14 protein-coding genes are annotated in these 12,250 nt (G+C 64.3%); 4 read left to right on the top strand and 10 right to left on the bottom strand.

What is annotated here, in order from left to right; all coding sequences use genetic code 11:
* Positions 1-20: 20 nt before the first annotated feature.
* From G5134_RS05220 to G5134_RS05200, 5 genes are read right to left on the bottom strand one after another with little or no spacing between them, the layout of a single operon-like run.
* Complete coding sequence (locus G5134_RS05220; RefSeq protein WP_017785058.1) at positions 21-659, bottom strand: tetratricopeptide repeat protein; 639 nt, start codon at positions 657-659, stop codon at positions 21-23.
* Position 660: 1 nt separating this feature from the next.
* Positions 661-1,506, bottom strand: coding sequence for an SDR family oxidoreductase (locus G5134_RS05215; RefSeq protein ID WP_065016820.1), 846 nt, complete (start codon positions 1,504-1,506; stop codon positions 661-663).
* On the bottom strand, positions 1,503-2,162 hold the full coding sequence (locus tag G5134_RS05210) for a TenA family transcriptional regulator (RefSeq protein WP_010633173.1): 660 nt from the start codon (positions 2,160-2,162) through the stop codon (positions 1,503-1,505). Before G5134_RS05210 ends, G5134_RS05215 begins: the two co-directional genes overlap by 4 nt.
* On the bottom strand, positions 2,159-3,625 hold the full coding sequence (locus tag G5134_RS05205) for an AMP-dependent synthetase/ligase (RefSeq protein WP_065016821.1): 1,467 nt from the start codon (positions 3,623-3,625) through the stop codon (positions 2,159-2,161). Before G5134_RS05205 ends, G5134_RS05210 begins: the two co-directional genes overlap by 4 nt.
* Positions 3,622-4,266, bottom strand: a complete 645-nt coding sequence (locus G5134_RS05200) for a thermostable hemolysin (RefSeq protein WP_024941176.1) — start codon at positions 4,264-4,266, stop codon at positions 3,622-3,624. The genes G5134_RS05205 and G5134_RS05200 overlap by 4 nt, the downstream gene beginning before the upstream one ends.
* Positions 4,267-4,483: 217 nt before the next feature.
* Between G5134_RS05200 and G5134_RS05195 the strand changes: the two genes are divergently transcribed.
* The 3 genes from G5134_RS05195 to G5134_RS05185 all read left to right on the top strand — a co-directional run bounded on the left by G5134_RS05195 (position 4,484) and on the right by G5134_RS05185 (position 7,250).
* Positions 4,484-5,122, top strand: a complete 639-nt coding sequence (locus tag G5134_RS05195) for a class I SAM-dependent methyltransferase (RefSeq protein WP_024941175.1) — start codon at positions 4,484-4,486, stop codon at positions 5,120-5,122.
* Between the two features lie 74 nt (positions 5,123-5,196).
* Positions 5,197-6,417: a winged helix-turn-helix domain-containing protein gene (locus G5134_RS05190; protein WP_065016822.1), complete on the top strand. Its 1,221-nt coding sequence runs from the start codon at positions 5,197-5,199 to the stop codon at positions 6,415-6,417.
* A 56-nt stretch (positions 6,418-6,473) separates the two neighbouring features.
* Complete coding sequence (locus G5134_RS05185) at positions 6,474-7,250, top strand: substrate-binding periplasmic protein (RefSeq protein ID WP_065016823.1); 777 nt, start codon at positions 6,474-6,476, stop codon at positions 7,248-7,250.
* Positions 7,251-7,389: 139 nt separating this feature from the next.
* On the opposite strand, the gene G5134_RS05180 is transcribed toward G5134_RS05185, so the two are convergent.
* Positions 7,390-8,031: a TetR/AcrR family transcriptional regulator gene (locus tag G5134_RS05180; protein ID WP_017787966.1), complete on the bottom strand. Its 642-nt coding sequence runs from the start codon at positions 8,029-8,031 to the stop codon at positions 7,390-7,392.
* Between the two features lie 94 nt (positions 8,032-8,125).
* Between G5134_RS05180 and G5134_RS05175 the strand changes: the two genes are divergently transcribed.
* Positions 8,126-8,824: a DAPG hydrolase family protein gene (locus tag G5134_RS05175; protein WP_065016824.1), complete on the top strand. Its 699-nt coding sequence runs from the start codon at positions 8,126-8,128 to the stop codon at positions 8,822-8,824.
* A gap of 121 nt (positions 8,825-8,945) precedes the next feature.
* Here the strand turns inward: G5134_RS05175 and frdD are convergent, their stop codons facing one another.
* The 4 genes from frdD to frdA are packed head-to-tail and all read right to left on the bottom strand — an operon-like array spanning position 8,946 to position 12,239.
* Entirely contained in the window at positions 8,946-9,302 is a 357-nt protein-coding gene (gene frdD / locus G5134_RS05170) for a fumarate reductase subunit FrdD (protein WP_005298330.1), read from the bottom strand.
* A 10-nt stretch (positions 9,303-9,312) separates the two neighbouring features.
* Positions 9,313-9,711, bottom strand: a complete 399-nt coding sequence (locus G5134_RS05165; RefSeq protein ID WP_005298336.1) for a fumarate reductase subunit C — start codon at positions 9,709-9,711, stop codon at positions 9,313-9,315.
* A 16-nt stretch (positions 9,712-9,727) separates the two neighbouring features.
* Positions 9,728-10,462, bottom strand: coding sequence for a succinate dehydrogenase/fumarate reductase iron-sulfur subunit (locus tag G5134_RS05160; protein ID WP_065016825.1), 735 nt, complete (start codon positions 10,460-10,462; stop codon positions 9,728-9,730).
* Complete coding sequence (gene frdA, locus G5134_RS05155) at positions 10,455-12,239, bottom strand: fumarate reductase (quinol) flavoprotein subunit (protein ID WP_005298339.1); 1,785 nt, start codon at positions 12,237-12,239, stop codon at positions 10,455-10,457. The genes G5134_RS05160 and frdA overlap by 8 nt, the downstream gene beginning before the upstream one ends.
* Positions 12,240-12,250: the final 11 nt, after the last annotated feature.

Raw genomic sequence — 12,250 nt, 5'->3', positions numbered from 1 at the left:
CCCGCTGATCCCGAACGGATTTACAGCTTGTCGAGGCGGTCGCGGATCTCGATGCGTCGACCCTGATCCGCCAGCTCGCGACCCGGCCGGGGCGGGGCGGCCAGCGCCTTCTCCAGATAGCCCTTGGCCTCGGCCTTGCGGCCCTGATCCAGCAGGAAGTCGCCGTAGAAGAAGTTGGGGTCGATGCCAGTCGGGTTGATGGCCAGCGCCTGCTTGAGCAGCTGTTCGGCCTTCTCGTCATCGCCAAAGCCCACCGGCCAGCCCGGCACCTGGTAGTAGAGCGAGCCCAGGCTGGTGTAGGCGGAGCCGTCCAGTGCCTTGGGGTCCTGCCTGAGGGCGATCTCCAGCTTGGCCTTGGCCTCCTTGACCAGACCGAGCGCCCCCAGCCCGCCCTTGGCGCCGGCCCAGGTGCTCTTGACGATGGCCGACCAGATCAGCAGATCGGTGCGAAAAGCCTCCTTGGCGCTGGCCTGATCGGCCTCGCTGCTCAGCTGTTCGAGGCAGCTCTCCTTGGCCTTGCCGGTCTGTTGATACTGACAGACGGCCCACTGCTGCTGGATGGCGGGCAGGGCGTCGGCGGCCTGGGCCATCCCCGAGCCCAGCATGAGCAGCAGGAGGGCGCCGTGGGTGAAACGGGGGCGGAAAGTGGCGTGCTTCATCTTAACGTTCCTTCTCTGTCATGACGGAGGTGGTGTGCCCCGACGTGCCGGCAGCGGGCGCCGGGTGGCGGGCATAGCGCTCTATGATGGGTTTTTGCCTGGCCAGCGCCCGGTCTACCAGGCCGGGCAGCAGGCCGTTGAGCCGCACGAACAGCTTCTCCGGCCAGCCGAGCCAGCTGCGGCGGGTTTCGTTGCACAGGGCGATGACGGCCTCCTCGGCCACGTCCTGCGGGCTGTCGGTGTGGGTGCCGAGCTCGGCATTCATCTCGTAGGCCGCCTCCGAGTTGAGGCGGGTACGGGTGGCGCGGGGAGCAAAGTGCAGCACCTGGATGCCGGTTCCCTCCAGCTCGCGGCCGAGCGCCTCGCTAAAGCCGCGCAGGGCGAACTTGCTGGCGCAATAGACGCTGTAGCCGGCGTAGCCGATGGCGCCGAAGCTGGAGCCGATGTTCATGATCACCGCCGGTTTGCGCAGGCGGGGCAGCAGCATGCGGGTGAGCTGGATCGGCGCCTCGATGTTGAGCAGCAGCTGGCGCTCGACCTGCTCGCTGCTCTGATCCTCCAGCCAGGCAAACTGGTTGCAGCCGGCGTTGTTGATCAGCACGTCCAGCCCCTCGTCCAGCGCCGGGTGCTGCAGCAGTCTGGCCCGCTCCTGGGGCGAGCCCAGATCGGCGATCACCGTCTGGTGGCGCTCCGGGTGCGGCAGCTCCTTGCACAGCCGCTCCAGTGCACCGGCCCTGCGTCCGTGCAGCAACAGGTGCGCTCCCTGGGCCGCCAGCTCCTGGGCCAGCGCTTCGCCGATCCCGCCGCTGGCGCCCGTGAGCAGCACGAGTTTTCCTTCAAGCTTCATGATGTCTGGTTTTCCGTCAGTTGATAGAGCATGTCGGCGTAGAGGCGGTAGACCACCCTGGCCGAGTGAATGATGGCCGCCTGATCGGCCGGGTTTTCCACCCGGTTCATCAGGGATTCGAAAAACTTGAGGTGATCCTGATCCAGTGCGCCGTGGGAGCTGAGATAGCTCATGGCCTGGGGCGGCAGGCCGAGGCCCGCCTTGAGCTGGTCGGCCACGGTCAGGGCGATGGCGACGCTGGTGCCCTCCAGTACCTGCACCATGCCGAAGAAGCCCATGGGGTTGCCGCGCTGCACCTGGTCATAGAGAAAGGCCACCATCAGCTCGATGGGCAGCTCGGGCTGGCCGTGGCGCACCGCCTCGGCATCGCCGCCGCAGGCGCGGATGTCGCTCAGGATCCACTCCTGATGGCCGTACTCCTCGTCGATGTACTCCTTGATGGCGCCGCGCACCCACTCATACTCCTGGCCCAGCTTGCCGCCGGTGGCCATCAAGAGCGGCACCGTGTGGCGCACGTGATAGAAGGCCTGGGAGAGGAAGCGCAGATAGGTGTCGCGGGAGATCTCCCCCTTGCGGCACGCCTCTATGATGGGGGCGTTGAACAGATGCTCGCGCTCACTGGCAGTGGCTTGTTGCAGAGTCTGATAGAAGCTCATGAGGTCTCTCCTGTAAGGCATTGGCTGATCTGCCGGGAAAAGTGGTGATAAATCCGTTCGCGACGGGGGCGGCCGTTGGCGGTCAGCAGCTCCGGATGTTGATCCAGCGCCACCGGCAGCCAGTGATGGATGCGGGCGTAGTCGGGCAGGCGATGATTGAGCTGCTCGATCTGCTGGGCCAGCAGGGCGTCGGTGCCGGGCTGCGGCTGGATCAGGGCGACGTTGGCCGGCTGGCCGTCGCCGAAGATCACGATGCGGGCGATGGCCGGGCAGAGCTGGGCTTCCGCCTCGACCCACTCGGGGGAGAAGTTGCGGCCGAAGGCGGTGATCTGGACGTTTTTCTTGCGCCCGGTGATGTGCAGATAGCCCTCGGCATCCAGGTGGCCCAGATCGCCGGTGGCGACCTGTACTGGCGTCGGTTCGTCGCTGCCCAGATAGCCGAGCATGGCGGCTCCCTCCACCAGGATCTCGCCGTCGGCGGCGATCGATACCCGGCAGTGGGGCAGTGGCTGGCCGACGCTGCCCAGGCTGTGGCCATCGGGGCCGTTGAGGGCCACGACGGAGCCGCACTCTGACAGGCCGTACCCCTCGTAGACCGGCAGCCCCAGCTTGCGGGCCCGGCTGATGAGCTCGGGCGAGACCTTGCCGCCGCCCACCGCGACGAAGCGCAGGCCGGCCAGCTGCTCGGCCAGCGCCGGGTTGGCGCTGCACAGGGCCAGCAGCAGGCGCAGCAGCTCGGGCACCAGCACCAGGCTGTGGGTGGGCCAGCGCAGCAGGGCCTGGGCCAGGGTGGCCGGGTCCAGCTTGCTGGAGCCGGCAAAGCCGAGCTCTGCCAGCGAAGGGATGCGGCTGCAGGCGCCGGTGAGCAGCGGTACGTAGAGACCGGTCAGGTTTTCCAGCAGGGTGGTGAGCGGCAGCAGGGTCAGGTGCTTCTCAACCTTGGCCGGGGCGACCCGTTCGGCCAGCGACGCGCAGACCGCCATCATCTGGGCCAGCGACAGGCAGACCCCCTTGGGCTGGCCTGTGGTGCCGGAGGTATAGGTGATCTTGGCAGTGCCGGCCGGCAGGGGCGGCAGCCGGGCAGGGGTACGGCGCCACAGCGGCAGCTCGCCGGCCGCGAGCGTCAGCGGATCGCTGGCCTGCCAGCCCGGATGGTGGGGGCCGATCAGGGCGTCGGCGCCGCTGCTCTCCAAGAGCCACTCCTGCTGCTCCAGGCTGAAGAAGTGGGGGATCGGGATCACCACGATACCGGCCATGGCGCAGGCGAGATCGATGAGCGCCCAGGGCAGGCCGTTGTCCAGTTGCAACGCCAGTCGGCTGATCCCGGCCATCTGCAGGCGGTCGGCCAGCGCTGGCAACTGCTGCCACAGCGCCTCGTAGCTGAGGCTGTGCTGGCTGTTGGCAAGAGCCGGGCTGTGGGGCGTCTGGCGGGCGAAGTAGGCGATTTGGTCAAACAGCATCATAAGGCGCTCCGATGCGGGCAGTTGAACAGGGAGGGCATGGGGGCCAGCAGGGAGAGCAGCAGGCTGCCCCGGGCCAGCGCCTGCCGTCCGAGGCCGAGGTCGCCGACCATCACCTTGGGCTGGCAGTGGTAATAGGCGCCCCAGGCGCTGGCGTCGTCACCCACCTTGTCGGCCTGGGCGGGGGCCAGCTCCACCGGGGTGAGATGGAGGCGGTGAAAGCTGTTGCGCAGCTTGGCGGTGCCGGTGAACACCACGTAGTCGAGGTCGTTGTCGCACAGCAGGCGGCAGAGCGCCGCAAACATCAGGCGGGCGTTGCCGGGCTCGCTGCAGGCGAGGTTGCCCACCTCGACGATGCGATCCCGCCGGGCGGGGGAACCGAGCCGGGTTTCGATGGCGGCCTCGATGGGCTGATCCAGATACTGTTCCAGATAGAGGCGCTCGCTGCCGGCCAGCTTGAGACCGCAGGCGCCGACCAGCAGGCCGTCGGCTCGGTAGAGGCCGAGCAGGCAGGGCAGAAAATGGGGAATGCGGGCGTTGAACTCCTGGCTGTAGGCGGCCTGGATGTAGCCCTGCAGTGCCATGACCTGTTGCGGGGTATCGGCCAGCGCCAGCCGATAGGGGGCTTGAATGTCTGTGGTCATGGATGGCTCCTTCTTGTCGATTGTCATCAGACTAAAGGGGCAAACTTAAGAAACCCTTAAGAGGTAAAAAATCTGTTTCACACAGACGCAACTGGTTGAAAAGAGAAGTAAAGCTGTGACCCGATTGCGGGGTGGCCGGACAAAAACCTTGTCAGCCGCCAGGCGGGCAGGCAAGCTGCGGCCACGTTTGACCGCCCCGCTTTCGAGAGGAGATGCCATGACCCCCTTATCCTGCCCGCTCTGCTGCGCCGCCGATGCCTATGAGCTGCCGGTGGCTGGCAAGCTCTACCATCGCTGCCGGGCCTGCGAGCTGGTCTGGCTGGATGCGGCCGAGCACCTGGATCCCGCGCGCGAGAAGGCGGTCTATGACGGCCACGACAACCAGGTGGATGACCCCCGCTATCGCGCCTTTTTGCTGCGTGCCTTCGGCGAGGTGCTGCGCCGCCTGCCTCCGCCGGCCAGCGGCCTCGATTTTGGCTGCGGCCCGGGCCCGGCGCTCATCGCCATGGGGCGGGAGGCGGGCTACCAGATGGCGGGCTACGACAAGTTCTATGCCGACGAGCCCGAGTTGCTGACGCGGCAGTATGACTTCATCACCAGCACCGAGGTGATCGAGCACATCGCCGAGCCGCGCGCCGTGCTGGAGACGCTGTGGGGCTGCCTCAAGCCCGGCGGTCTGCTGGTGCTGCAGACCCAGCGGGTGCTGGGGGACGAGCGCTTCCGGCAGTGGCGCTACCGCCACGATCCGACCCACATCGTCTTCTTTGCCGAGGCCTCCTTTCGCACCCTGGCGACCCGCTGGCAGGCACAGGTCGAGTTTCCTCACGCGGATGTGGCGGTCATCACCAAACCCTGAGCCGGGCGTTTTCATTTGGCCATGAGTTGGGCATGCTGGTGGCCCGATACTCAGGAACGGATGCCCCTATTTCCATGTCGATCCCCCACCTCTCATTGCAAGACGCCCGTCATCTACAACTGGCGGCCCAAGGGCTGCTGACGCCGCGCCGCGGCAAGGCGAAACCGGCCGATCTGCTGGCCACCATCCGCCGCATGGCGCTGCTGCAGATAGACACTATCTCGGTGGTGGCCCGCAGCCCTTACCTGGTGCTGTTCAGCCGGCTGGGGCAGTACGAACCAGGCTGGCTGGAGCAACTGCTGGCCGATGGCGATATCTTCGAATACTGGGCTCACGAGGCCTGCTTCGTGCCGCGGGAGGATTACCGCCTGCTGCGTCATCGCATGCTGGATCCCGCCGCCATGGGCTGGAAATTTTCGGCCAACTGGCTCGCTACCCATCAGCAGGAGATTGGCGAGATCATCGAGCGCATTCGCCAGCATGGCCCGGTGCGGGCGGCGGATTTTGAACGCAAGGGGGGCAAGGGCAATGGCTGGTGGGACTGGAAGCCGGAGAAGCGCCATCTGGAGGTGCTGTTCACCGCAGGCCAGCTGATGGTGCGCGAGCGGCGCAACTTCCAGCGGGTTTACGATCTGGCCGAGCGGGTGATGCCCGAGTGGCGCGACGAGCGGGATCTGCCGAGCCCGGAACAGGCGCAAAGGGACATGGTGCGAACCAGTTGCCGGGCGCTGGGGCTGGTCAAGACCGGCTGGGTGGCCGACTACTATCGGCTGCGGCGCGGGAAATACGACGCCCTGCTCCATCAACTGGCGGACGAAGGGGAGCTGCTGCCGGTGCGGGTGGAGGGGTGGCAGCACGGCGCCTTCGTGCACGCCTCGCTGGCGGATGAGCTGGCCCGGGCTCAGGCTGGCACCCTCAAGGCCAGTCACACCACGGCGCTGTCACCGTTTGATCCGCTGGTGTGGGATCGCAAGCGGGCCAGCGAGCTGTTCCAGTTCGACTATCGCATCGAGTGCTACACCCCGGCGCCCAAGCGCCAGTACGGCTACTTCGTGCTGCCGCTGCTGCATCGCGGCAAGCTGGTGGGCAGGATGGACGCCAAGGCCCATCGCCAGCAGGGGATCTTCGAGATAAAGAGCCTCTATCTGGAGGCGGGGGTCAGGGTGACCCGGACCCTGGCGCAGGGTCTGGCCAAAGCGCTGCAGCGGCTGGCCGACTGGCACCAGACCCCGACCTTGCGCTACGGCGCCATCCCTGCACCCCTGCTGGCCCTGTGGCAGGAGGGGGCACTATAACGGGGAGTGTCACACCCGCCTGCACTAAGCTGCAAGGGAGGCGAAGGAGGGAGACGATGACGCGAGCCATGTTGTTGCTGCTGGGATGGGGCCTGACCGGGCTGGTGGAGGCAGCGGAGCCCGAGGTGCAGATCTGCCTGGGGGAGGGCAACGAGTGGGCCCCCTTCACCTACTGGGAGCGCAAGGATGGCGTGCCCGATACCGGCCGTCTCACCGGCTCTGCCACAACCCAGGTGCTCGAGGCCCTGAAGCGGCTCGGTTTGTCCTACAAGATCCGCTATCTGCCCTGGGCAAGGGTGCAGCAGGAGCTGGCCGACTATCGCCAGAACCGCTTGTGCGAGCTGACCTGGGATGCCAGTTACAAGCCGGAGCGGGCGGAATATGCTTTCTACAGCGTGCCGCTTTACTACACCCACCTCGGATTTTTCTACCTCAAGCGGCGCTTCCCCGAGGCGCCCGATCTGCAGATGGTCAATCGCTCCCGGGTGTGCGGGGTGCTCGGCTACAACTATGCCCCCTACGGGCTGGCGCAGGAGCCGCGCCGGCTCAAGCAGCTGCAGCAGGCGCTGGACATGCTGGGGCGCGATCGCTGCGATTTCTTGCCCAGCGAGATTGAACCCCTGATGAGCGGTATCGGCCTTGGCATCTACCAGAGCGAGAGCGGGCTGCTCCACCTCGCACTGCCCAGCCGCAAGGGCTTCTATCTGCTGGTGAGCAAGGGCTCGCCGCGCTCCTATGAGCTGGTGACCCGACTCAACCAGTTGCTGATCGAGTTTCAGGACAGCGGTTACAGCGACGAGGTGATGCGCCGTTTTTTGCCGCCGATGGAGTGATGACCATAAAAAACCGGGCCTGATGCCCGGTTTTTTATGGCTGTGATGGCGCTGACTGGGGCGGCAACTTCTCGGCAGGTTTCGCGTTCTGATGTCATCTCGCCCTTTGCCGCGACGTAGCCTCCTGGCCGAGGGGGCTTTACCCTCGCACCAGGCCGGGCAGGACCAGAGCAACGGCGGCGGCGATGCGCGCGCGGATATCGCTGCCCGGCGCCAGCAAGCCGAGCGCCATCTGGCGCAGCGGCTCCGCCATGGTCATCGCCAGCAGCAGATCGCTGGTCTGGGCTGAATCAAGCTCGCGCAGCCAGCCCAGTTGCTGCTGGCGCTGCAACCACGCCGCCAGCGTCGCCCTGCCGCGCGCAATACCGTTCTCCTGATAGGCCATCAACAGGGCATCGCGCCCCGTGAACTCATGCTGCAGCAGCCGGAACATGCCGACCGCCTGAGCACTCAGCACCTGATCTGCAATCGCCTGCAAGCCCTGCTCCAGTATCTCCCCCAGGGCGCCTGGGTGAGTGGCATCCTGCTCGAATGCGGGTTGAAAGGCATCGGTCCAGCTGCGCACCGCCTGCGCCACCAGTTCGTCGCGGTTGGCGGCAAAGCGGTAGAGGGTCTTCTTGGCGACCCCCGCCTCTTTGGCCACCGCATCCACGGTCGCGGCGCCGTATCCTCCCTTGAGCAGCAAGGTCAGCGTTGCCTCGGCGAGGGCGCCACGCAGATCCGCTTCCGGGGTGAGCGGGCGGCCTCGTGAGCGTGTCTCTTCATCGGTTTGGTGCGACATGATGGGCTCCTGGAAAGCATTGACAGACTCAGCATACAGGCATAGCGTAATTTAGGAAACGACTTTCGTTTCCTAAATTTATCGGAGTCTCATCATGAATACTTCCGCCTTGCTTGCCCCCTGGGGCGTCAATGACATCAATGAGTTGCTAAGATCGCAGCCGCTGCACCTGGAAATGGGCCTGACCCGCAGCACCGAGGGCCTGCTGACGGTCGCCATCCGCACCGATCTGCACGGCTGCAAGGGGCGCATGCTGGATTGGTGGTTCACCTTCTTCGAGACGACCCAGCACATCCGGTGGTGGCACCCTCACGACCACGTCGAGCACCGGGGCTGGGATCATCACTGGAAGAGAGGTGAGCGTTATGTGGGAGCCAGCATAGCGGCGGTGGAGTGGCTTGCCGAGCTGCCGCCGGTGGCTGCCCGCCTCAAGTTCCATGGCGCCGAAGAGGTGTTCGACCCGCAGCCGCTGCAGGAGGCGCGGGAGACACAGGCTCTCTCTGCCGCCATCTGCGCCCGCATCGGCTTTGGCGATGAGGTGGCGCTGGATGAGCAGGGGGCGCCGCTGGATGGCGAGATGTTGCACCTGGTGCGCGATACCCCTTATGGCTGTGTGCTGCGCAGTCGCTTCCTGCTGGGCAAGGCCTGCGCCAATCCGCTTGACGAGGTGCCGGACGAGATCGGCTTCAATCTGATGCGCCACTGCTACAGCGAGTTCAGCTATCTGGCGCAGTTTCTGCCGTCGCTCTACTACGCGGAAAACGGTCGTGAGCCGGCACCGCGGCTCTGGTGAAGGGATGTTGAAAGCTGTCTCATCAAGCACAGCTGGCCTGCTATCGGACGGAGATGAGCGGCAGAGATGAACATAAAAAAACCGGGCACTTGGCCCGGTTTGTCATGCAGTCTGGATGTGCTTACTGGAACACCAGCACCATCAGCAGACCCAGGGTGATGGCGGACACCAGGAAGGCGAAGCCATAGAACACATAGTGGTGCAGCTTGGTGGTGTGGATCCCCAGATCATGCAGGCCGTGGTAGATGCGGTGCATGCCGTGCCAGATGGGCAGGGCGATGATGGCCAGCAGGATGCAGGCACCCCACCAGGAGCTGGCGAATTCCAGCACGCGCTCGTAGCTCATGGTCTCCACGTCCATGATGCCCATGGGCACCAGCAGACCTGTGATGAGGACAATGACCGGCAGCAGCATGGCAACGACCATGCCGCCGGCACCAAACAGACCCCAATATATAGGCTCGTCAGAACGTCTCATTGTTTTCTCCTCAGGCCACGATGATCAGGACAAGCAGGGATACCACCGCCAGCGCCACATACTGGGCGATGACGATCGGCTTCTCCGGCACCAGGTCTTCGCCACGGAAGATGCGCATGGCTTTCGGCGCCAGGGCGAACCAGGTCTTGGCGTGGAACAGGCAGGCTGCCAGGGCGATGACATGGAACAGGATGGCGATCGGGCTTTGCAGGGATTCCAGCCAGCCGTTGAACGCCTCCTGACCCTGTACCAGCCGCAGCAGACCCCACATCAGCACGACGGCGTAGATGGAGACGAAGATGCTGGTGCCTTCGCGGATCATGTAGCCGGTGTAGAAGGCATTCTTCAGCCACCAGTCTTTCTTCATTTCGCGGACGTAAGGCTTACGTTTGCTATTGGTGTTGTTCATGGTCTCATTCCTGCTCTCAATCTGGCTTGAACATGGCGATCATGTAGTCCTTGGCGCTCTCGACCTTGCCAAGCTGGATGGCCGCCGCCGGATCCACGCCTTTCGGGCACACTTCGGAGCAGTAGCCCACGAAGGTGCAACCCCAGACGCCCTCGTCCTGGCTGATGATCTTCATCCGCTCTTTGGACGCGCTGTCGCGGTTGTCGGCGTTGTAGCGGTAGGCCAGTGCCAGGGCCGCCGGACCGGTGAACTTCTTGTTGATGCCATATTGCGGGCAGGCTGCGTAGCACAGACCGCAGTTGATGCACATGGAGAACTGGTGATACTTCGCCATGTCAGCCGGGGTCTGGGTGTACTCGCCATCGCACAGGTTGCGCGGCTCAGACGGGATGATGTAGGGTTTGATGCTCTCCAGCTTCTCGATGAAGTCGGACATGTCGACCACCAGATCGCGCTCGATCGGGAAGTTGTTGAGCGGCTCGATAGTCATCTTGCCCGGCAGGTAGTCCCGCAGGAAGGTCTTGCAACCGAGTTTCGGAATACCGTTGACCATCATGCCGCAGGAGCCGCAGATCGCCATCCGGCAGGACCAGCGGAAGCTCAGGGTAGAGTCCAGGTGATCCTTGATGTACTGCAGCGCATCCAGCAGAGACATCTCTCTCTGGTAGGGCACCTGGAAGGTCTGCATCCAGGGCTCGTTATCCTGCTCCGGACGATAGCGCAGGATTTCAATTTCAATCATCTCAGCCATTCTTCTTAGCCTCGTCTTGTTTCTCACCCTCGGAACCGTACACGCGCTTGGCCGGTTGGGATTTAGTGATCTTCACATCGGAATAGTCGATGGTCGGGGCCCCTTCGCCGTTGTAGAAGGAGAGAGTGTGCTTGAGGAAGTTGACGTCATCGCGCTCCTCGTAACCGTCCAGACGCTGGTGGGAACCGCGGGACTCTTTCCGGTTGATGGCGGAGTGCGCCATGGCTTCGGCCACGTCCAGCATGTAGCCCAGTTCGATGGCGTACAGCAGATCGGTGTTGAAGACGGAGGACTTGTCGTTGATCTTGATCTTCTTGTAACGGGCTTTCAGCTCGTTGATCTTGTCGATGGTGCCCTGCATCAGCTCTTCGGTACGGTAGATACCGACCCCGGCTTCCATGGACATGCCCAGTTCGTTGCGGATATCCGCCGGGTTTTCGGTGCCGTCGATGTCGAGCAGGGAGAGGTGCTGCTTGATCAGCGCCTCGGCCTTGGCGGCCAGCGCCTGGGTGTTGCCGTGAGACTGGGTCTTGGCAAATTCACCGGCGTGCTCACCGGCCACCTTGCCGAACACCACGATCTCGGACAGGGAGTTGGAACCCAGACGGTTGGCGCCGTGCAGACCGACGGAGGCACACTCGCCCAGGGCATAGAGGCCCGGCAGACGGGTGGCGCATGCGCCGTTGGTCTCGATGCCGCCCATGGTGTAGTGGGCAGTCGGACGTACCGGGATCGGCTCCTTGACCGGATCCACACCCACGTAGGCCTTGGCCAGTTCGCAGATGAAGGGCAGACGCTCCTTCAGGTACTTCTCGCCGAGGTGGCGCAGGTCGAGGTGAACCACGTCGCCCATCGGGCCCTGGATCACGCGGCCTTTCTGCTGCTCCTGCCAGAAGGCCTGGGAGAGACGGTCACGGGGACCCAGCTCCATGTGCTTGTTCTTCGGCTGGCCGACCGGAGTTTCCGGGCCCAAGCCATAGTCTTGCAGGTAGCGGTAGCCATCCTTGTTGAGCAGGATGCCACCCTCACCACGACAACCTTCGGTCATCAGGATGCCGGTGCCCGGCAGGCCGGTCGGGTGATACTGGACGAATTCCATGTCGCGCAGCGGTACGCCGTGGCGGTAGGCCAGCGCCATGCCGTCACCGGTGACGATGCCGCCGTTGGTGTTGTAGCGATAGACACGGCCGGCGCCACCGGTGGCCAGAATGACGGATTTGGCCTGGATGAAGCGGGTGATGCCGTTCTGGATGTCAAAGGTCAGTACGCCCTGGACGCGACCATCTTCCACGATGAGATCCATGCAGAAGTGCTCGTCAAAGCGCTTGATGCTCGGGTACTTGATGGAGGTCTGGAACAGGGTGTGCAGAATGTGGAAACCGGATTTGTCTGCCGCGAACCAGGTGCGGGGGATCTTCATCCCGCCGAAACGGCGCACGTTGGCCTTGCCGTCCGGCTTGCGGCTCCAGGGGCAACCCCAGTGCTCCAGCTGGATCATCTCGTTGGTGGCGTTGTTGACGAAGTAGTCGACCACGTCCTGCTCACACAACCAGTCGCCACCGGAGACGGTGTCGTTGAAGTGGTTTTCGAGGGAGTCATCATCACGGACGACACCGGCGGCGCCGCCCTCTGCGGCCACTGTGTGGCTGCGCATCGGGTAGACCTTGGAGATCAGGGCGATCTCCAGCTCCGGGTGAGCTTCCGCTATGGCGATTGCGGCTCGCAGGCCACCACCACCAGCACCGATGATGGCGACATCGGTCTTGATAATATCCACATCTGCCTCCT

Origin of the sequence: Aeromonas sp. 600276 (assembly GCF_049175815.1) — a bacterium.
GTDB lineage: Bacteria > Pseudomonadota > Gammaproteobacteria > Enterobacterales > Aeromonadaceae > Aeromonas > Aeromonas dhakensis.
This window is presented reverse-complemented; position numbering and strand designations above follow the sequence as displayed.